The 19,432-nt window shown below is 66.3% G+C and carries 19 protein-coding genes; 7 read left to right on the top strand and 12 right to left on the bottom strand.

Annotated features, from left to right (window positions below):
• Positions 1-54: 54 nt before the first annotated feature.
• Positions 55-657 carry a TetR/AcrR family transcriptional regulator gene (locus ACE026_RS16565; protein WP_019185113.1) on the bottom strand — a complete coding sequence of 201 codons (603 nt, stop codon included), beginning with the start codon at positions 655-657 and terminating at the stop codon, positions 55-57.
• A 139-nt stretch (positions 658-796) separates the two neighbouring features.
• Between ACE026_RS16565 and ACE026_RS16570 the strand changes: the two genes are divergently transcribed.
• From ACE026_RS16570 to ACE026_RS16580, 3 genes are all read left to right on the top strand, one after another.
• Entirely contained in the window at positions 797-1,717 is a 921-nt protein-coding gene (locus tag ACE026_RS16570; protein WP_486039949.1) for an alpha/beta fold hydrolase, read from the top strand.
• Entirely contained in the window at positions 1,714-4,191 is a 2,478-nt protein-coding gene (locus ACE026_RS16575; RefSeq protein WP_486039950.1) for an acyl-CoA dehydrogenase, read from the top strand. Before ACE026_RS16570 ends, ACE026_RS16575 begins: the two co-directional genes overlap by 4 nt.
• A 64-nt stretch (positions 4,192-4,255) precedes the next feature.
• Complete coding sequence (locus ACE026_RS16580) at positions 4,256-4,726, top strand: hotdog fold domain-containing protein (RefSeq protein ID WP_486039951.1); 471 nt, start codon at positions 4,256-4,258, stop codon at positions 4,724-4,726.
• Between the two features lie 87 nt (positions 4,727-4,813).
• On the opposite strand, the gene ACE026_RS16585 is transcribed toward ACE026_RS16580, so the two are convergent.
• Positions 4,814-5,170, bottom strand: coding sequence for a DUF1304 domain-containing protein (locus tag ACE026_RS16585; RefSeq protein ID WP_121038995.1), 357 nt, complete (start codon positions 5,168-5,170; stop codon positions 4,814-4,816).
• A gap of 31 nt (positions 5,171-5,201) precedes the next feature.
• Entirely contained in the window at positions 5,202-6,536 is a 1,335-nt protein-coding gene (locus ACE026_RS16590) for an NTP/NDP exchange transporter (RefSeq protein WP_486039952.1), read from the bottom strand.
• Between the two features lie 200 nt (positions 6,537-6,736).
• Between ACE026_RS16590 and ACE026_RS16595 the strand changes: the two genes are divergently transcribed.
• Positions 6,737-8,329, top strand: a complete 1,593-nt coding sequence (locus ACE026_RS16595; protein WP_486039953.1) for a GMC family oxidoreductase — start codon at positions 6,737-6,739, stop codon at positions 8,327-8,329.
• Positions 8,330-8,496: 167 nt separating this feature from the next.
• Complete coding sequence (locus ACE026_RS16600; RefSeq protein WP_152151943.1) at positions 8,497-9,891, top strand: serine hydrolase domain-containing protein; 1,395 nt, start codon at positions 8,497-8,499, stop codon at positions 9,889-9,891.
• Between the two features lie 135 nt (positions 9,892-10,026).
• Here ACE026_RS16600 and ACE026_RS16605 read toward each other — a convergent pair whose 3' ends face one another.
• From ACE026_RS16605 to nudE, 9 genes are all read right to left on the bottom strand, one after another.
• Entirely contained in the window at positions 10,027-10,629 is a 603-nt protein-coding gene (locus ACE026_RS16605) for a hypothetical protein (protein ID WP_486039955.1), read from the bottom strand.
• A gap of 925 nt (positions 10,630-11,554) precedes the next feature.
• On the bottom strand, positions 11,555-11,950 hold the full coding sequence (gcvH, locus tag ACE026_RS16610; protein ID WP_123730439.1) for a glycine cleavage system protein GcvH: 396 nt from the start codon (positions 11,948-11,950) through the stop codon (positions 11,555-11,557).
• A 98-nt stretch (positions 11,951-12,048) separates the two neighbouring features.
• Entirely contained in the window at positions 12,049-13,161 is a 1,113-nt protein-coding gene (gene gcvT / locus ACE026_RS16615) for a glycine cleavage system aminomethyltransferase GcvT (RefSeq protein WP_486039956.1), read from the bottom strand.
• An 85-nt stretch (positions 13,162-13,246) separates the two neighbouring features.
• Positions 13,247-13,678: an NfeD family protein gene (locus ACE026_RS16620; RefSeq protein WP_259259452.1), complete on the bottom strand. Its 432-nt coding sequence runs from the start codon at positions 13,676-13,678 to the stop codon at positions 13,247-13,249.
• A 1-nt stretch (position 13,679) separates the two neighbouring features.
• Positions 13,680-14,642, bottom strand: coding sequence for an SPFH domain-containing protein (locus ACE026_RS16625; protein WP_046272684.1), 963 nt, complete (start codon positions 14,640-14,642; stop codon positions 13,680-13,682).
• Between the two features lie 96 nt (positions 14,643-14,738).
• Positions 14,739-15,062 carry a YnfA family protein gene (locus ACE026_RS16630; RefSeq protein WP_088432928.1) on the bottom strand — a complete coding sequence of 108 codons (324 nt, stop codon included), beginning with the start codon at positions 15,060-15,062 and terminating at the stop codon, positions 14,739-14,741.
• Positions 15,059-15,871 (bottom strand): nucleoside triphosphate pyrophosphohydrolase, encoded by an 813-nt coding sequence (gene mazG, locus ACE026_RS16635; RefSeq protein ID WP_486039958.1) that lies wholly within the window; start codon positions 15,869-15,871, stop codon positions 15,059-15,061. Before mazG ends, ACE026_RS16630 begins: the two co-directional genes overlap by 4 nt.
• A 16-nt stretch (positions 15,872-15,887) precedes the next feature.
• The gene (gene cysQ, locus ACE026_RS16640; RefSeq protein WP_486039960.1) at positions 15,888-16,691 is read right to left on the bottom strand and encodes a 3'(2'),5'-bisphosphate nucleotidase CysQ; all 804 of its coding nucleotides are present in this window, start codon (positions 16,689-16,691) and stop codon (positions 15,888-15,890) included.
• Entirely contained in the window at positions 16,688-17,236 is a 549-nt protein-coding gene (nudE, locus tag ACE026_RS16645; protein ID WP_121039027.1) for an ADP compounds hydrolase NudE, read from the bottom strand. Before nudE ends, cysQ begins: the two co-directional genes overlap by 4 nt.
• 50 nt (positions 17,237-17,286) lie before the next feature.
• On the opposite strand from nudE, the gene bioA reads away from it, so the two are divergent.
• A complete protein-coding gene (gene bioA / locus ACE026_RS16650; RefSeq protein ID WP_486039961.1) occupies positions 17,287-18,678 on the top strand; it encodes an adenosylmethionine--8-amino-7-oxononanoate transaminase in 1,392 nt (463 codons plus the stop codon).
• A complete protein-coding gene (locus ACE026_RS16655; protein ID WP_486039962.1) occupies positions 18,669-19,403 on the top strand; it encodes a 16S rRNA (uracil(1498)-N(3))-methyltransferase in 735 nt (244 codons plus the stop codon). The genes bioA and ACE026_RS16655 overlap by 10 nt, the downstream gene beginning before the upstream one ends.
• The last annotated feature ends 29 nt before the right edge of the window (positions 19,404-19,432 follow it).

Consider the following 19,432-nt stretch of genomic DNA (forward strand, 5'->3'; position numbering starts at 1 on the left):
ACGCATAGAAAAGGCCGCGTTTCCGCGGCCTTCTGCTTGCCTCCAGCGATCAGATCAACCCAGCGGAATCAGCGTCTCGATCACGTGCTCCACATAGGCCTCGAAATCCTCGCGCGCCTGCTTGGGCTGCTGCAACTGCAGCGACAACTGCAGGAAGCCGACATAGGCGGCATAGGCCAGGCGTGCACGGTGCTGCGCGTCAGTCCGGCTGAGGCCGGCCTGGCGGAACGAGGCGACCAGGTACTCCAGGCGGCGATGCGAAACACGGTCGATGACCGGGCGCACCATCGGGTGATCCAACGCCTTGAGCAGTTCGCTGTAGATGATGTGCGGCTGCACTTCATGCGCCACCACCTGGAACAGCTGGCGCAGGCGTACGCGCGGGTCGGTCACATCGGCCAGGCTGCCGAACACCTGCTCCTGCTCGAACAGCTCCCAGCGCTCCAGCGCGGCCTGCAGCAACGCATCGCGCGAGGGGAAGTGCCAGTAGAAGCTGCCTTTGGTGACACCCAGGCGCCGCGCCAGCGGTTCCACCGCGACCGCGCCCACGCCTTGTTCGGCAATCAGATCCAGTGCGGCCTGGGCCCAGTCTTCGGCACTGAGGCGGCTGTTGCGGCCGGCACGTGGCTCGCCGGCGGAAGCTTCGGGTTCATTCATAGGTGGATTTAACCATACGCCGGGGTTGGTTGCAGTACGTCAATGCACACAGGGGCGCCTGGAGCCTCGCCGCGCAAGGGATGTACCCACCATACTCCCAAGTATTGACATCGCACAGGGCAGGTCCATACTAGCGAGTATGGTCACTCCCTCTTCTACTCTGCCCCGTTTTGACGATGAGCGACTGACCGGCGCGCACGACGCCGTGCTGGCCGCCACCCGCTCGGGCCCGGGGCGCCGCGGCACCGTGCTGTTCGCCCACGGCTTCGGCCAGACCCGGCATGCCTGGAATGCCACCGCCTCCGCATTGGTCGACGCCGGTTACCAGACCCTGTCCTACGACGCACGCGGCCATGGCGATTCCGACTGGAACCCAGCCGACCTTGCGTATCACGGCGAACAGTTCGCCGATGATCTGATCGTGCTGGCCGGCGAGCAGGCGCAGCCGCCGATCCTGATCGCCGCCTCGATGGGCGGCCTGTTCGGTTTGCTCGCCGAGTCGCGCTGGCCGGGCCTGTTCTCGGCGATGGTGCTGGTGGACATCACGCCGCGCTGGGACACCGCCGGGGTCGAAAAGATCCTGATGTTCATGACCGCACACCCGGACGGCTTCGCCTCGCTGTCCCAGGCGGCCGATGTGATCTCCGCCTACATGCCGCACCGCCCGCGCAAGTCGGACGATTCCCTGCGCGCGTTGCTGCGCGAGGACGGTCACGGCCGCTGGCGCTGGCATTGGGACCCGCGCCTGGTCGCCGAACTGGCGCGTGACAGTGAACACCACCAGGACGCGCTTGCTGACGCGGCGCGCCAGGTGAAATGCCCATTGCTGCTGGTCAGCGGTGGCCGCAGTACCCTCGTCACCCCGCAGACGGTGGCCGAGTTCCTCGCGTTGGTGCCACACGCACGCCATGTGCAGTTGCCGGAGGCCACGCACATGGTCGCCGGTGATGACAACAACGCCTTTACCGCTACTGTGTTGGACTATCTGGACGTGTTGCCCTCGGCCTCCGCCGTCGCATCGTCCGCCATTACCGAGCACGTCACCGGAGCACGCTCATGAGCATTGTCGTTCCCTTCCTCGTTGTCCTGTTGGCAGGTGCGTTCGTCGCCTACCACCGGATGCGCCTGATCACCTGGACGATCATCAGCCTCGTGCTGCTGGCCGCCTGCTGGTTCATCCCGTACGTCAACCAGACCGCCACGATCGTGGCCGCGGCCATCGTCGCGGTGATCGCCGTGCCGCTGCTGCTGCCCTTCATCCGCAAGCCGCTGCTGACTGCGCCGATGATGAAGGTGTTCCGCAAGGTGCTGCCGCCGCTGTCGCAGACCGAGCGCATCGCGTTGGAAACCGGCTCGGTCGGTTTCGAAGGCGAGCTGTTCACCGGTGATCCGGACTGGAACATCCTGCTGAACTACCCCAAGCCGCAGCTCACCGCTGAGGAACAGGCCTTCCTGGACGGCCCGGTCGAAGAGCTGTGCAAGATGGTCAACGACTGGGAAATCACCCACGTCTACGCCGACCTGCCGCCGGAGCTGTGGAGCTTCATCAAGAAGAACAAGTTCTTCGGCATGATCATTCCGAAGGAATACGGCGGCCTGGGCTTCAGCGCGCTGGCCCACCACAAGGTCATCCAGAAGCTGGCCTCGGTGTCGAGCGTGGTCAGCTCCACCGTCGGCGTGCCCAACTCGCTGGGCCCGGGTGAACTACTCAACCATTACGGCACCCAGGAACAGAAGGACCAGTACCTGCCGCGCCTGGCCGATGGCCGTGAAGTGCCGTGCTTCGGCCTGACCGGTCCGTTCGCCGGCTCGGACGCCACCTCGATTCCCGATTACGGCATCGTCTGCAAGGGCGAGTGGAACGGCGAACAGGTGCTGGGCGTCAAGCTCACCTTCGACAAGCGCTACATCACGCTGGCCCCGGTGGCCACGCTGATCGGCCTGGCCTTCCGCATGTACGATCCAGACGGGCTGATCGGCAGCACCCGCGACATCGGCATCACCCTGGCGCTGCTGCCGCGTGATACCGTCGGCGTGGAAATCGGCCGTCGCCATTTCCCGCTCAACTCGACCTTCCAGAACGGCCCGATCCGCGGCAAGGATGTCTTCATCCCGCTGACCCAGTTGATCGGCGGCGCCGAGAAGGCCGGCAAGGGCTGGAACATGCTCAACGAGTGTCTGGCCGTCGGCCGCTCCATCACCCTGCCCTCCACCGCCAGTGGCGGTGCCAAGGCCGGTGCCGTGGTGACCGGTGCCTATGCCCGCATCCGCAAGCAGTTCGGCCTGTCGGTCGGCCGCTTCGAGGGTGTGGAAGAAGCACTCGCCCGCATCGGTGGCAAGGCGTATGCGATCAGCGCCCTGTGCCAGGCCACGGCGGCGGCGGTGGACCGCGGCGACGTGCCGTCGGTGCCGTCGGCCATCGCCAAGTACCACTGCACCACCATGAGCCGTGAAGTGATCTCGGACGTGATGGATGTGATCGGCGGCAAGGGCATCATCCTGGGGCCGCGCAACTTCGCCGGCCGCAGCTGGCAGGCCGCGCCGATCGCGATCACCGTCGAGGGTGCCAACATCATGACCCGCAGCCTGCTGATCTTCGGCCAGGGTGCGATCCTCTGCCACCCGTGGGTGCTGAAGGAAATGAAGGCCGCGCAGGATCCGGATACGCGCGCCGGCCTGCAGGAATTCGACCGCAGCCTGTTCGGCCACATCCGCTACGGCATCTCCAACGCCGTGCGTTCGTTCTGGTTCGGCCTGACCGGTGCCCGTTTCGGTGCCGCCCCGGGCGATGCCTACACCCGCCGCTACTTCCGCAAGCTGGACCGTTACTCGGCCAACCTGGCGCTGATGGCCGACATCTCGATGATGACGCTGGGCGGCAAGCTGAAGTTCAAGGAATCGCTGTCCGGCCGCCTGGGCGATGTGCTGAGCCACATCTACATGACCAGCGCCATGCTCAAGCGTTACCACGACGAAGGCGCACCGGTGGCTGACCAGCCGCTGCTGGCCTGGGCCTTCCATGACAGCGTGCACAAGATCGAAGAGTCGCTGTCGGCCGCCCTGCGCAACTTCCCGGTGCGCCCGATCGGTTGGCTGATGTGGGCGCTGATCTTCCCGTTCGGCCGCCGTGCCGAGGCCCCGGGCGACCGTCTGGGCCACCGCGTCGCCGCGCTGCTGATGGCGCCCAACGAAGCCCGCGACCGTCTGGCCAGTGGCGTGTTCCTGACCCCGTGCGAGAACAACCCGGGTGGCCGCATCAACAGCTACCTGTCCAAGGCGATCATGGCCGAGCCGGTGGAGCGCAAGTTCATCAAGGCGCTCAAGACCAAGGGTATCGAAGCGCTGGACTTCGTTACCCAACTGGACGAAGCCGTGGCCGAGGGCGTGATTACCCAGGACGAGCGCACCCTGCTCGAAGAGCTGCGCACGCTCACCCTGGAAACGATCACCGTGGACGACTTCGATCCGGAAGAACTGCGCTCGGCGGGCTACTACAAGCGCCAGCAGAAGGACGCGCAGTCGCAGGCCGCGTGATTCCGGCCACCGTGTAAACGACAACGGCGGACTTCGGTCCGCCGTTTCTTTAGGGAGACCCCCGATGTCCGCTCCACTGCTCACGCTTTACCGCCGCATGCAGCGTTGGCCTGCCGGCAACTGGCTGTTCTCGCGCGCGGTGTGCGTCAAAGCGCCCTACTTCGCCAGCATCGCCCCGCGCATCACATTGCTCGAACCGGGCCGCTGCGAAGGCCGCATCGCGCACCGGCGCAAGGTCACCAACCACATCGGCACGGTGCACGCGATCGCGCTGTGCAACCTGGCTGAGCTCACCGCCGGGCTGATGGTGGATGCCTCGCTGCCCAAGGGCATGCGCTGGATCCCGAAGGGCATGGAGGTGCAGTACCTGGCCAAGGCGATGGGCACCCAGCATGCCGTGGCCACGCCGGAGAAGCCGATCGTGGCGGCCGAGGCGGGTTACGCGCTGCCGGTGAAGGTGCAGGTGCGCGATGACGCCGGCACGGCCGTGTTCGAGGCGCGGATCGCCATGTGGGTGTCGCCGGTCAAGCGCTGATCGCTGGTGCGCAGCCACCCATGGGGTGGCGCTACCTCCGATCCGTCTGTCGCAGGGTAGCGCCACGCCATGCGTGGCTGGCGCCTGTCAGGCCGGCACCATCCACCATGCCGCTACGGCCAGGATCGCCGGCACCGCCTGGATGAAGAAGATCCGCTTGTTGACGCTGTACGCGCCATAGCAGCCGGCCACGATCACGCAGCCCAGCATGAAGTTCACCAACATCGGCAGGTGATCGAACAGGCCCCAGAACAGGCCCGCGGCAAGGAAGCCGTTGTACAGCCCTTGATTGGCCGCCAGCACCCGCGTGGCCTGCGCCTTTTCCGGCGTATTGCGGAAGGTCTTCAATCCCAGCGGCTTGGTCCACAGGAACATTTCCAGGACCAGGAAGTACACGTGCAGCAGGGCGACCAGCAGGGTCAGTGACAGCGCGATCCAATACATGGGCTCAGGTTCCTGGAAGACTGCACAGAGCTTACTCCGGGCGCTCGCCCGGCAGCTTCTTTTCCTCGCGCAGAAGGCCCAATGCTGCGACCGTCATCACACCGGCAACCACCAGGCCACCGAGGAACACGATGTGCGAGCCGAACAGGGACAGCCCCTTGTGCACCCAGGCGAAGGTCAGATCGCCACCGCGGTAGACCACGGTGTCAATCGCCGCGCCGGCCTTGTAGCGCCACTGGCGGTCCACACGGGTGTAGATCGTCTCGCGCGCCGGCTTGGCCAGTGAGAATTCGCTGGCGCGGGTCATGACCTGCACCATCGCCACCATCAGCGGCAGCGGCGAGGCCGCCAGGATCGAGAACCCGATGATGATCGCCACGCCGGGAATCAACAGCGCCGGGGCGATCCCATACCGCGACAGCAACCAGCGCGTGAAGCCAAGCTGGATGATCAGGGTCAGCGAGTTCACCGCCAGGTCCACGCGTGAAAAACACGCCGTGCTCGCCGCGGCATCGGGGTACAGGCGGCGCACGATCGAGGCCTGCTCGTTGTAGAGCATCGTGCCCACGCCCACGCCGAACAGCACCAGCACGGCCAGCCAGCGCAGCAGCGGCTCACGCACGATCAGCTTCAGGCCGTCGAGCACGCTGCCGCCCATCGGGGTTTCGCCTGACACCAACTGCTGCTCCTGCTCCCGCGCCACCGCCCACAACCGCAGCCGCCAGATGCAGACCAGGCAGGCACTCAGAAAGCCGGCCGAGACCAGCATCAGGTTGGCAATACCCACCCGCTCCACCAGCGCCGCAGTGATGATTGGCCCCAGGAATGCACCGAGAGTGCCCGCCGCGCCGATGTAGCCGTATACCTCACGTGCCTGAGCGTTGGAGAACACGTCGGCCATGAAGCTCCAGAACACCGCCACCGCAAAGAGATTGAACACGGCGGCCCAGAAGAAGAACGCCATGCCACGCCCTGGCACGCCACTGTCGAACAGCAGGTAGAAGCCGAGCAGGGAGACGATGAAAAAGACATACACCGCGGGCAGGAATACCCTCCGCGCATAGCGGCTGACCACCGCGCCGTACAGCGGCTGCAGCACCAGCATGATGAAGAACACCCCGGTGAACAGGAACTGCAGCACGAAGTCCTGCACCGCAATGCCACGCGCGCTGAACCAGTCGATCAGTACCGGCGGGAACACCGCCCTAGCGTCGGCCGAGGCAGCCATTGCCTCGCGCACCGGACGCAGCACGTAATAGCCGCTCAAGAGGCAGAAGAAGTACAGACACGCCCAGATCAGGGGCGGCGACTGCCGCAGCGCCCCGCGCAGGCCCGATTGCACCGGTGCTGTTGCGGCAGCACTCATCGCAGCCACTTCCGGCTTGGGCGGCGTGACAACGGCGGCATCGTGGAAACTCCGGGCAGGAAAGCGCGCAAGGTAAACGATGCACCGCAACATCGCCAGCCTCCGGCACGCCCATCGGCGCAACGCTGCGTGGCGCACCCCGCAGCCCCTGCCTGCCCCAACCTGTCTTATGCTCGGTGCGCACCCGGGCAAGGAGCGGCATGTACGACTACATCGTGATTGGAGCCGGCTCTGCCGGCTGCGTGCTGGCCCACCGGCTCAGCGAAGACCCGGCCTGCCGGGTACTGCTGCTGGAAGCGGGCCCGCGCGATACCAACCCCTTCATCCATATGCCGGCCGGCCTGGCGCGGCTGGTCAATAACCGCCGCATCAACTGGAATCTGGAGACTGCGCCCGAGCCTGCGCTGGACGGCCGTCGCCTGTGGTGGCCGCGCGGCAAGGTGCTGGGCGGATCGAGTTCGATCAATGCGATGTGCTACGTGCGCGGCGTGCCGGCCGACTACGACGGCTGGGAAGCGGGTGGCGCCACCGGCTGGCGCTGGGACCAGGTGCTGCCCTGGTTCCTGCACAGCGAACGCAACAGCCGCGGCGCCAGCGCGCTGCACGGCGCCGCAGGACCGCAGTCGGTGTCCGACCTGCGCCACCACAATCCCCTCTCGGCTGCGTTCATCGCCGCCGCTCAACAAGCCGGCCATCCCCACAATGCGGACTTCAACGGTGACCAGCAGCTCGGCGTAGGGCTGTACCAGGTCACCCAGCGCGACGGTGCGCGGTGTTCGAGCGCGGACGCCTACCTGCGCCCTGCACGCCACCGGCGCAACCTGACGGTGCTCACCGGTGCGCAGGCGACCGCGCTGAGCTTCGAGGGCACGACAGCGACCGGCGTGCACTACCGACGTGGCCGCCACCACCTGCATGCACGCGCGGCGGCCGAGGTGATCCTCAGCGCCGGCGCCATCCATTCCCCGCACCTGCTGATGCTCTCCGGCATCGGCGAGGCAGACACGTTGCGCTGCCACGGCATCACCCCGCGCGTGGATCTGCCCGGAGTCGGCCGCAACCTGCAGGACCACCTGGACATCTGCACCGTGGTGCACACCACCCCGGGCGTCAGCTACGACCGCAGCAACGAGCTGCGCATCGCCTTCGACTACTTCCTGCGCGGCCACCGCGGTGCCGGCACCAGCAACCTGGCCGAGGCCGGCGGCTTCGCCCGCTCGTCGCTGGCTACGGATGCCCGCGCCGACATCCAGTTCCATTTCGTCCCGGCGATGCTGGACAACCACGGCCGCCACCGGCTGCCAGGCGATGGCTATACGCTGCATGCCTGCCCGCTGCACCCACACAGCCGCGGGCAGCTGCGCCTGCGTGATGCCGATGCGCGCTCGCCGCCGCGCATCCACGCCAACTACCTGGGTGACGCCGCGGGCCACGATCTGAAGATGATGCTCGAATGCGCCCGGCTGTCGCACGAGATCCTGCAGCAGCCGGCGTTTGACCGCTGGCGCGGCGCGCCGGTGTTCCCGGCGCACAACGCGCTGGACGACGCGGCACTGGAAGCCTTCATCCGGGCCAAGGCCGAGACCATCTACCACCCGGTCGGCACCTCCGCGATGGGGCAGCATGCCGAGGCGGTGGTCGATCCGGGCACCCTGCGCGTGCACGGCACCGAACGGCTGCGGGTAGTCGACGCCTCGGTGATGCCACGCCTGATCAGCGGCAATACCAATGCGCCGACCATGATGATCGCCGAGCGGGCTGCACATTGGATCCGGAGCGCCGCAACTGCCTGAACAGGGGTGCGCTGGCCTGCCCTCCCCCCCCTGGGCGCCGGACCCTGTCGGGATTGGCAAAACCCACGCGTTTTCAATGCGATACGCATTCATCTTCGTTTCGTTTGTGCAATCACGAAAAGCGGCGCTAGAATCGGTCACAGCAGTCGCGCACGGGCACCCATACGATGAATCAGAACAACAGGCGCCGACCGATCCGTTCGGCGGCAACCGGGTTGTTGGGCATGTTGATGCCCATCGCCATGTCTTCCACTGCACAGACACCCGCCGCTGCGCCCGCGGGGTTCCCGGTCAACATCGAGGAATCGGCGCCGAGCGCCGCCCCGCATACCCAGCCTGCCGCGTATCGCACCACGCCGGCCGGCCTGAAAGTGCAGCCGCCCGCGCAGGGTTTCAACGTGGCCTCGATCGAATCGATGGCGCAGCAGCTTACCTACGGCGAGCGCGTGCCGGGCATGGCGGTTGCGATCGTCCAGGGCGGCCGTGTACTCAGCGCGCGCGGCTACGGCGTCACCGACGTCAACAACCCGCAGCAGGTCGATGCCCACACCGTGTTCCGGCTGGCCTCGCTGTCCAAGGCCTTCGCCGGCACCATGGCCGGCCTGCTGGTCAACGATGGCACCCTGCGCTGGGACAGCAAGGTCACCGATTACGTGCCCGGCTTCCAGCTGAGCACGCCCGAAGCGACCGAGCGCCTGACCGTGGCCGACCTGCTCAGCCACCGCGTTGGCCTGCCCTACAACGCCTACGACCGCGACGTCGAAGCCAACGCCGAGTACTACACCCTCACCCACAAGCTGGCGGCCACCTCGCTCAAGTGCCTGCCGGGCGATTGCTACGCCTACCAGAACGTGGCCTTCAGTCTGATCGGTGATGTGGTCTACGCCGCCTCCGGCAGCTTCTACGAACAGTCCGTCGAGCGCCGCCTGTTCAAGCCGCTGGGCATGGACGACGCCAGCCTCGGCCTGGCCGGCATCCAGGCCAGCTCGCGCTGGGCACGCCCGCATGTGCGCAGCCGCAATGGCTGGGTCGCGCTCACGCCCAAGCCGACCTACTACCGCCTCGCCCCGGCCGCCGGCGTCAACGCCAGTGCCAGCGACATGGCGCAGTGGCTGCTGGCACACACCGGCCATCGCCCCGACGTACTGCCCGCCCCGTTGCTGGCCACGCTGCATGCCAGCCTGATCAGCACCCCCGGTGAGATGCGCTCGGGCTGGCGCCGCGAACGCCTCAACTCAGCCGGCTATGCGCTGGGCTGGCGCACCTTCGATTACGCCGGCCATGAAGTGATCTTCCACGCCGGTGCCGTCCAGGGCTATCGCGGCCTGGTCGCCCTGGTGCCCGAGCGCGACCTCGGCATTGCCATCATGTGGAACGGCGAAAGCAGCCTGCCCAGCGGCCTGCTGCCCACCGTACTGGACCAGGCCATGGGCCTGCCGACCCAGCGCTGGCTGGACGTGGACACCGACTTCGGCAGCGACAACCTGATGGCCGAGGACGCCGCCCCGCAGGGCAAGCGCAAGGGCGTCTCGTCGAACCGCGCGGTCGCTTCACCGCGCTGATCCCGCCCGCAGGTAGCATCGTAAAAGGCGGCCGGATGGCCGCCTTTTTTTTGGTTTTTGGTATCGCCCATAAAAAAACTCCTTCCCCGCTGGGCTGCCAGGGAAGGAGTCTCAGGTACGGCTATCGGGAAAAACTCAGATCAGCGGTGCCGGGGTTGCCGGCAGCGCGACCGGCGCGGCCTTCTTCTTGCGAACGGCCGGCTTGCGCTTTGCGACCTTCTTCACTGCCTTTTTCGCGGATGCCTTCTTGGCCGGAGCCTTGCGGGCAGTCGCCTTCTTGGCGGTGGCCTTCTTGGCTACCTTGCGGGTGGCCTTCTTGGCGGTCTTCTTGGCAGCCTTCTTCGGAGCGGCCTTCTTGGCTACCTTGCGGGTCGCCTTCTTGGCCGTCTTCTTTACCGCCTTTTTCGCGGTCTTCTTGGCGGCTGCCTTCTTTGCAGTCTTCTTGACGGCTTTCTTTGCCGTCTTCTTGACGGCCTTCTTCGCCGTCTTCTTCACTGCCTTCTTTGCGGTCTTCTTGGTCGCAGCCTTCTTTGCCGTCTTCTTCACGGCCTTCTTCGCCGTCTTCTTTACGGCTGCCTTGCGAGCGGTCGCCTTCTTGGCCGCCTTCTTCACCGTCTTCTTGGCAGCGGCTTTCTTGGCTACCTTCTTCACGGTCTTCTTGGCAGTCGCCTTTTTAGCGACCTTCTTGGCTGCCTTTTTGGCGGCCGGCTTTTTCTTCGCAGCTTTCTTGGTTGCCATGGGATGGCTCCTCGTCAGTGATCTATGGAGTGGAAACGCCCAGGTAAAGCAAACCCGCCGTTGCTGCGTCGCGGGGACCGCCGTCGCGTCATGCGCGTCGTGACGGATACGGAGACACCTGCCACATGCGGCCAGGCAGATATCGGATCAGGAAGGGTCTTGCGGTTCGCTGAAGGAAGCGAAGCCATCTCCACCGTCATCGGACGCGAGGTGGATGTCCAGGTTGTGCTTCGCGACTTGATGTCGATTCTGCTCACTCTGTTCGCAGGCAAGGTCTGCTGAGGCGAAACCTAATCACGCTTTTTTTCACTGTCAACAACCCCGGCGAAAAATTTTCACACCGGCACCCTGCCGCGCCCCCCTCTCCGTACCCGTCACCGAGCCAACGAGAGCGCCATGCCAACGCCACCGCGAACACCCCACGCAATCAAACACAGACAACACAGAAAAGAAAAACACTTAAAAGAAGCACTTTCGTGTAGCGACATCGCAACAACGTCGTGCGCCGCCCTGCAACGCCACGCGCGCATCGCATGCCATCACCGCTGCCACAGGACTCCCCGTGCGCACCTTAAACAGACCGCAAAACTTTTCACATCTGCCCGCGCTTTTTTCGACCCGATTCGCGTAACTGCGCAAACTTTTGACCGTTCGGGACCGACACGTTCGCGCCTGGCGTTCGCCGTTGAACGTCGCCGCACGTCCGCCGGGATACCTGTTCGGCATGCCGTCGGCGCGTCGGCGCAGACCAGATCACCGGCGCGCATCGGCACCGAACCGATCGTCATGAGCCAGCCGTCGCGACCACCGCCCATCGCACGCGCACTGCAATCCTCACGCACTACTAACGCGATCGGCGCGCGCCCGACGCGCGGGCAAAAAAAAACGGCCGCACCGGGCGGCCGTTCTTCAGCGGAAACGACGATCAGTGATCTTCGTTTTCCAGCAGCTCGGCGTAGTCGTCCGGACCGAGCAGGTCGTTGACTTCATCCAGGCCAGCCACTTCGACGACATAGATCCAGCCGTCGCCGTAGGCGTCTTCGTTGATGGTTTCCGGCTTGTCGCTCAGGGCCGAATTGACCTCGACCACCGTGCCGGTGATCGGGCTGTACACGTCCGAAGCGGCCTTGACCGACTCGACCACGGCAGCCTGTTCGCCGGCCTTGACCTCCTGGCCAACCTCCGGCAATTCAACATAGACCAGGTCGCCAAGCAGGCCCTGGGCGTGGTCGGAAATACCGACGGTGACGCGGCCGCTGCCTTCAACGCGTGCCCACTCGTGGGACTTGAGGAATTTGAGGTCGCCGGGGATCTCGCTCATGGGACTGCTCCGAGGAATATCAGGGGGGGTCAAGAAACGGGGGTAGTGTAACCAACCGGCGCGGACACGAACGCGTCCGCACCGGATACATCACGGCATCAGCCGTCGATCAACACGCCGGGCTGGGCCTGGCCTTCGCGCACGAACGGGAACTTCACCACGCGCACCGGAATCTGCTTGCCACGGATATCCACGCGGACCTCGCCCAGTTCGCCGCCCGGCACGCGGGCGAACGCGATGCCCTTGCCCAGGGTCGGCGAGAAGGTGCCCGACAGGATCTCGCCCTCACCGCTGGCGGTGAGCACGACCTGGCCGTGACGCAGCACGCCCTTCTCATCCATGACCAGGCCGATCAGCTGGCGGGCATTGCCGGCCGCCTTCTGCGCCTGGAGCACATCGCGCCCGATGAAGTCGCGGCCTTCGTCCAGTGCCACGGTCCACGCCAGGCCGGCTTCATAAGGCGTGATCTCCTCGTCCATGTCCTGGCCGTAGAGATTCATGCCGGCTTCCAGGCGCAGCGTATCGCGCGCACCCAGGCCAGCCGGACGCACACCCGCGGCGCTCAGCGCATTCCAGAAGGCAACCACGGCGGTCTGCGGCAGCAGGATCTCGAAACCGTCTTCACCGGTGTAGCCGGTACGCGCCACGAACAGCGCGGTGCCGTCGGCGGTGGCGGTCTCCAGGGCAGCGAAGCGGCCCAGCTTTTCCAGCGCGGCGCGGTCGTTCTCGCCCAGCAGGCCGATCACGCGCTCGCGTGCGGTCGGGCCCTGCACGGCGATGATGGCCAGCTCTTCGCGCTCGAGGACCTCCACGTTGAAGGCTGCCGCCTGCTCGCGGATCCAGGCCAGGTCCTTTTCGCGGGTGGAAGCATTGACCACCATGCGGAAGAAATCGTCAGCCATGTAATAGACGATCAGGTCGTCGATCACGCCGCCGCGGGCATTGAGCATGCACGAGTACAGCGCCTTGCCGGTGGCCTTGAGCTTGTCCACCGAGTTGGCCAGCAGCGTGCGCAGGAACGGCTTGACCTGCTCACCGCGCAGATCCACCACGGTCATGTGGCTGACGTCGAACATGCCGGCATCGCTGCGCACCAGGTGGTGCTCGTCCAGCTGCGAACCGTAATGAATGGGCATGTCCCAGCCACCGAAGTCGACCATCTTGGCGCCGAGTGCGCGGTGGGTATCGTTGAGAAGCGTCTTCTGGGTCATGACCGGTTCCGGGGGAATGAAGGCAAGCCATCATTATCCCAGAACCGTCTTCACAACGCCTGCGGCGGTGCGGGAAAACCGCGGATCAGGCCTGCTGCACCTTCAGCGTCATCCCTTCCACCGCCACCACGCGCACCGGGCTGCCGGCCGGCAGATCCGGCCCGGCGACCACCCAGAACGCATCGTCGATCTTGGCCCGGCCCTTGCCGGCCACGATGCCCTGGTCGAGCACGACCACGCGCCCGATCAACTGCTCGGCGCGCCGGTTCAACAGCGGCTGATCACTCTGGCGATCGTGCGATCGCCCCCAGCGCCGGTAGCACTGGATGGAGACCACGCTGAGCACCACGAAGGCGACCACCTGCCACAGCAGCGGGATGTCGGCGAACACCGCGACCAGCACGAACACGGCCGCCGCCCCGATCCCGATCCACAACATGAAGGCGCCGGGCGCGAGCGCCTCGGCGGCGAACAGCACCAGTGCCAGCGCGCCCCAGGCCACCACTTCCCAGCGCATGTCAGCCTCCGATCCGCGGCGGGACGCCGCGCGTGGCTTTCTTCTCTTCCTGCTTGGCGAACGCCTCGCGCGCCAGTTCGGCCACGCCGGCGATCGAGCCGATCACGCCGCTGGCCTCCATCGGCATCAGCACCAGCTTCTGGTTGGGCGAGGTCGCCAGTTCCTTGAATGCTTCCACATACTTCTGCGCGATGAAGTAGTTGATCGCCTGCACGTCTCCCTGGGCGATCGCCTCGGAGACCATCGTGGTCGCCTTGGCCTCCGCCTCGGCCAGGCGCTCGCGCGCTTCGGCATCGCGGAAGGCAGCCTCCTTGCGGCCCTCGGCCTCCAGCACGGTGGCCTGCTTCTCGCCTTCGGCGCGCAGGATCTCGGACTGACGCGAGCCTTCGGCTTCCAGGATCTGCGCGCGCTTTTCGCGTTCGGCCTTCATCTGCCGCGCCATCGCGTCGAGCAGATCGCGCGGCGGCTGGATGTCGCGGATCTCGATGCGGTTCACCTTCACGCCCCACGGGTTGGTGGCATGGTCGACCACGCTCAGCAGCTGGGCGTTGATCACCTCCCGCTGGCTGAGCGATTCATCCAGATCCATGGAGCCGATCACGGTGCGGATGTTGGTCTGCACCAGCGCGATCATCGCCACCTCCAGGTTGGCGACCTCGTAGGCCGCCTTGGCCGCATCGAGCACCTGGAAGAACACCACGCCATCCACGCGCACGGCGGCGTTGTCCTTGGTGATCACTTCCTGGCTCGGCACGTCCAGCACCTGCTCCATCATGTTCACCTTGCGGCCGACCCCGTAGACGATCGGGATCAGGAAGTGCAGGCCGGGCGACATGGTGTGGGTGTAGCGGCCGAAGCGCTCCACGGTCCATTCGTAACCCTGCGGCACCATCCGCACCGCCTTGAAGAGGATGACAACGGCCACGAAGGCCAGCACCAGCGAGAACAGCATGGTCGGAAACATCAGGTCACTCCCTTTCCCCGGAATCGTAGGCCCGAGTATAGCCACGCCATCTTCACGCCGGCGTCGGGGAGTGTCCTCGGTACCCGTCAGGCAGGATCAGGCGCTGCGCGGGGCGAACATGATCACCATCATCCCGGCCAGGCACAGGCCGACGCCGAGCAGGTCCCAGCGGCTGGGGCGGATGCCATCCACCAGCCACAACCACATCAGCGCGGTGCCGATGTAGACCCCGCCATAGGCGGCATAGACACGCCCACTGGCGGCCGGGTGCAAAGTCAGCAGCCAGGCAAACAGCGCCAGGCTGGCGGCGGCCGGCAGCAGCAGCCACGCACTGCCGTCCTTGCGCAGCCACAGCCAGGGCAGGTAGCAGCCGACGATTTCGGCCACGGCGGTCAGCACGAACAGCAGCAGCGTTTTCACGGCTTGGCCTCGTCCTCCTTGGCCTGCTGCCAGAGCGCTTCCTGCGCCTTTAGATCCAGCGCGGCCATGGACTGCCCCGCTGCGTCGGCCTGCGCCTCCATCGCGCGGAAGCGCCGTTCGAATTTGTGGTTGGCCAGACGCAGCGCAGCGCCCACATCGACCTTGGCGTGGCGGGCCAGGTTGGCGCAGACGAACAGCAGATCGCCCAGCTCTTCCTCCAGGCGCGACTGATTCTCCTCGACCGGGCCACGCGCGAATTCCGCGGCGACTTCGTCCAGTTCTTCGCGCACCTTGTCCATCACCGGCGCAGGGCCCGGCCAGTCGAACCCGACCCGTGCCGCGCGTGCCTGCAGTTTCACCGCCCGCTGCCACTCGGGCAGGCCACGCGAGATGCCGGCCAGCGCCGAGGTATCGGTGTGGCCCTTGGCGGCGCGCTCGGCGCGCTTGATCGCCTCCCAGTTGCTGTTGACGTCCTCGGCCCCGTCCACCTGGACCTGGGCGAATACGTGCGGATGGCGACGCTCCATCTTGTCGCTGATCGCGCGGGCGACGTCGGCAAACCCGAACGCCCCCTGCTCCTGCGCCATCTGCGCGTGGAAGACCACCTGCAGCAGCAGGTCGCCGAGCTCATCCTTGAGGTCATCCAGATCGCCACGGTCGATCGCATCGGCGACCTCGTAGGCTTCTTCGATGGTGTACGGCGCGATGCTGGCGAAGTCCTGCTGCAGGTCCCAGGGGCAGCCCTGCAGCGGGTCGCGCAGGCGCGCCATGATGCCCAGCAGGCGGTCCAGTTCGGGGGTGGCAGGCATCGTTGCTCCAGTCAGGTCAGGCGGGCAGCCACGCGCGCCACGGCAGGCGGGTATCGCCCAGCGCGATGAAATCGCCGTTCAACAGGCTCTCGCGGCGGTTGTAGCGGAACGGCTTGCCGGTCTCGGCCGAGAGCACCGCGCCCCCGGCGGCGTGCAGCACGCACTGCCCGGCGGCGGTGTCCCACTCGGAGGTCGGGCCCAGCCGCGGGTAGACGTCCAGCGTGCCTTCGGCCAGGCGGCAGAACTTGAGCGAGGAGCCCTGTGCGAGCACCTCGATATCGCCCATGCGATCCAGCAGCGCCTGCGTCTGATCGCTGCGGTGCGAGCGGCTGGCGGCCACCCGCAGCGGGGCCGAAGCAGGCGTGCGGGTGCGCAGCACCGAATCGCGCATGCCGTCGCGGCGATACGCCAGCTCGCCGCGCATCGCATGCCAGACCTGGCCGGTGGCCGGGGCGAGCACCACGCCGAACGCCGGCGCGCCCTGGTAGATCAGCGCGATGTTGACGCTGAACTCGTCGTTGCGTTTGACGAATTCGCGGGTGCCATCCAGCGGGTCGACCAGCCAGTAGGCGCCCCAGTGCTGGCGGATCTCCCACGGCACCTGCGCCGATTCCTCGGAGAGGATCGGCAGCTCCGGGGTGAGCTGGGCCAGCCCACGCTCGATCACCTGGTTGGCGCCGAGATCGGCCGCCGTGACCGGGCTGTGGTCGGATTTGATTTCCACATCGAACGGCGTGGCATACACCGCCATGATGGCGGCGGCCGCGTCCTGGGCGATGGCGATGACGGTTTCGCGCAGATCCGTCGTGAGTTTGATCATTCCTTCCGTCCCAGCCACTCGCGCGCGATGAACAGCGCCGCCAGCGATCGGCCTTCGGAGAAATCCTCGCGCAGCATCAACTGGTCCAGATCGGCCAGCTTCCACGGCACGACCTCCAGCTCCTCCGGCTCATCACCGACCAGGCGCTCGGGGTACAGATCACGCGCCACCACCAGCCAGGACTGGTGACTCATATAGGTCGGCGCCAGGGTCATCGCGCGCAGCACGTCGACCCGGCGGGCGCCGTAACCGGCTTCTTCCTTCAATTCACGGTCGGCGGCCTGTTCCGGGGTTTCGCCGGCATCGATGCGGCCTTTCACCAGCCCCAGCTCATAACGGTGCATGCCGGCGGCGTACTCACGCACCAGCAGCACGGTCTCGTCATCGAGCATCGGCACCACCACCACGGCCCCATGGCCGCGGGTCACCAGCCGTTCGAAGCGGCGGCGTTCGCCATTGGAAAACTCCAGATCCAGATGCTGGCGCTGGAACGGTCCGCTTTCCTCGTCCGTGATCTGGTGGATGATGGGCAGGCGACGGCTCATGCGAGCATCTCTAGAATGGGTACTGGTGAAAACGTGTTCATGAGCCCGAAATGCTAGCAGACCCAGCCCCCCTCACGCTGGCCGATCAGTGGCGGCAACGCGATCTGGCCGTGCTTTGGCACCCGTGCACCCAGATGCGCGAGCATCCCGACACCCTGCCCCTGCTGCCGATCGCCCGCGGCGAAGGCCCGTGGTTGATCGACCATGACGGCCATCGTTATCTGGATGCGGTGAGCAGTTGGTGGACCAATCTGTTCGGCCATGCGCAACCGCGCATCGGTGCGGCCATTGCCCAGCAGGCCACCCAGCTGGAACAAGTAATGCTGGCCGGCTTCAGTCATGAGCCGGCGGTACGGCTGGCCGAGCGCCTGCTGGCGATCGCCCCCCGCCAGGCCGGGCGCGACCCGCTGGCCAAGGTGTTCTATGCCGACAACGGCTCGGCCGGGGTGGAAGTGGCGCTGAAGATGGCGTTCCACTATTTCCGCAACCGTGGCGAGAACCACCGCACCCGGTTCGTCGCGCTGGAGAACGGCTATCACGGCGAAACCCTGGGGGCGCTGTCCGTCGGCGATATCCCGCTGTATCGGCGCGTGTATGCGCCGCTGCTGACCGCGGCGCTGTTCGCGCCCTCCCCCGATGCCTACCTGGCCGAGCCGGGCCAGACTGCTGCCCAGCGTGCGCACCAGGCGGCCGATGCACTGGCCACGCTGTTCGACCAGCACCCGGGCGAAATCTGCGCGGTGATCCTGGAACCGCGCCTGCAGTGTGCCGGTGGCATGCGCATGTACGACCCGGTCTATCTGCAGCGTGCGCGCGCGCTGTGCGATGCCAATGGAGCCTTCCTGATCGCCGATGAGATCGCCACCGGCTTCGGCCGCACCGGCACGATGTTCGCCTGTGAGCAGGCCGGTGTGATGCCGGATCTGCTGTGTCTGTCCAAGGGCCTGACCGGTGGTTTCCTGCCGCTGTCGGCGGTGCTGGCGACGCAGGCGCTGTACGACGCCTTCCTGGATGATTCACGCGAGCGCGCCTTCCTGCATTCGCACAGCTACACCGGCAATCCGCTGGCCTGCGCCGCCGCGCTGGCGACCCTGGACATCTTCGCCGGCGAGGACGTGATCGCACGCAACCGCAGCACTGCCGAGGTGATGCGCACCCTGGCCGCACCATTCGCCGACCACGCGCATGTCGCCGATGTGCGCCAGGCCGGGATGGTGGTGGCCTTCGAACTGACCCGCAACGGCGACAAACGCATGCCATTCCCGGCCGAGGCCCGGATCGGGTTGCATGCTTATAAAGCTGCGCTCAAACGCGGTGTGGTGCTGCGCCCACTGGGCAATGTGCTGTATTGGATGCCGCCGTACTGCGTTGAGGATGAACATTTGGACCTGCTTGCCCTGACCACCCTCGCCGCCATCGACGAGGCCATCGCATGCGCGTGACCCGCAGCCATATCGACCATCCGCTGGCGGTCGGCCAGACCCTGGCGCTGCCAGAGGATGCGGCCAATCACCTGGTGCGCGTGATGCGCCTGCGCGAAGGCGACGGCTGCGTGCTGTTCAATGGGGACGGCCAGGACTACAGCGCCACCCTGGTGGCGGTCGGCAAGCGCGATGCGCAGGTGCGGATCGAAGCGGCCACCGCGCTGGACAACGAGTCGCCCTTGCACATCACCCTGCTGCAGGGCATCGCCCGCGGGGAAAAGATGGACCTGATCCTGCAGAAGGCTACCGAACTCGGTGTGCAGGCCTTCATGCCGGTCAACGCCGAACGCACCGAAGTGAAGCTGGATGCGGCGCGTGCCGAGAAGCGACTGGCGCACTGGCACAGTGTGGTGGTCTCGGCGTGTGGCCAATCCGGCCGCGCCCGCGTGCCGACCGTGGCCGCGCCGCGATCGCTGCAGGACGCCGCCAACGCGGTACCAGCTGATGCACTGAAGTTGACCCTGGATCCACAGGGCGAGCATCGCTTGTCGACGCTGTCGGCCGCACCGGGCGGCGTGGTGATCGCGATCGGCCCGGAAGGCGGCTGGTCGCCGCGCGACCGCCAGGCGCTGGCTGCGGCGGGCTTCCAGGGATTGCAGCTGGGTCCGCGCGTGCTGCGCACCGAGACCGCGGGTTTGGCGGCGATCGCGGCCGTGCAGGCACGTCTGGGCGATCTGGGCTGAAAAATAAGAAATAACGGGGACGGGGGGGG

The sequence above is a fragment of the Stenotrophomonas sp. AGC87 genome, from assembly GCF_057333975.1.

Coding starts and splice junctions, on each gene's coding strand:
- ACE026_RS16625 (WP_046272684.1), bottom strand. CDS start 14,642: ATGTTTCCGACCATGCTGTTCTCGCTGGTGCTGGCCTTCGTGGCCGTT.
- ACE026_RS16605 (WP_486039955.1), bottom strand. CDS start 10,629: ATGGCAACCAAGAAAGCTGCGAAGAAAAAGCCGGCCGCCAAAAAGGCA.
- gcvT (WP_486039956.1), bottom strand. CDS start 13,161: ATGACCCAGAAGACGCTTCTCAACGATACCCACCGCGCACTCGGCGCC.
- gcvH (WP_123730439.1), bottom strand. CDS start 11,950: ATGAGCGAGATCCCCGGCGACCTCAAATTCCTCAAGTCCCACGAGTGG.
- ACE026_RS16590 (WP_486039952.1), bottom strand. CDS start 6,536: ATGAGTGCTGCCGCAACAGCACCGGTGCAATCGGGCCTGCGCGGGGCG.
- ACE026_RS16565 (WP_019185113.1), bottom strand. CDS start 657: ATGAATGAACCCGAAGCTTCCGCCGGCGAGCCACGTGCCGGCCGCAAC.
- mazG (WP_486039958.1), bottom strand. CDS start 15,871: ATGCCTGCCACCCCCGAACTGGACCGCCTGCTGGGCATCATGGCGCGC.
- ACE026_RS16585 (WP_121038995.1), bottom strand. CDS start 5,170: ATGTATTGGATCGCGCTGTCACTGACCCTGCTGGTCGCCCTGCTGCAC.
- ACE026_RS16655 (WP_486039962.1), top strand. CDS start 18,669: ATGCGCGTGACCCGCAGCCATATCGACCATCCGCTGGCGGTCGGCCAG.
- cysQ (WP_486039960.1), bottom strand. CDS start 16,691: ATGATCAAACTCACGACGGATCTGCGCGAAACCGTCATCGCCATCGCC.
- nudE (WP_121039027.1), bottom strand. CDS start 17,236: ATGAGCCGTCGCCTGCCCATCATCCACCAGATCACGGACGAGGAAAGC.
- ACE026_RS16620 (WP_259259452.1), bottom strand. CDS start 13,678: ATGCGCTGGGAAGTGGTGGCCTGGGGCGCGCTGGCACTGGTGCTGTTC.
- ACE026_RS16595 (WP_486039953.1), top strand. CDS start 6,737: ATGTACGACTACATCGTGATTGGAGCCGGCTCTGCCGGCTGCGTGCTG.
- ACE026_RS16570 (WP_486039949.1), top strand. CDS start 797: ATGGTCACTCCCTCTTCTACTCTGCCCCGTTTTGACGATGAGCGACTG.
- ACE026_RS16600 (WP_152151943.1), top strand. CDS start 8,497: ATGAATCAGAACAACAGGCGCCGACCGATCCGTTCGGCGGCAACCGGG.
- ACE026_RS16575 (WP_486039950.1), top strand. CDS start 1,714: ATGAGCATTGTCGTTCCCTTCCTCGTTGTCCTGTTGGCAGGTGCGTTC.
- ACE026_RS16580 (WP_486039951.1), top strand. CDS start 4,256: ATGTCCGCTCCACTGCTCACGCTTTACCGCCGCATGCAGCGTTGGCCT.
- bioA (WP_486039961.1), top strand. CDS start 17,287: ATGCTAGCAGACCCAGCCCCCCTCACGCTGGCCGATCAGTGGCGGCAA.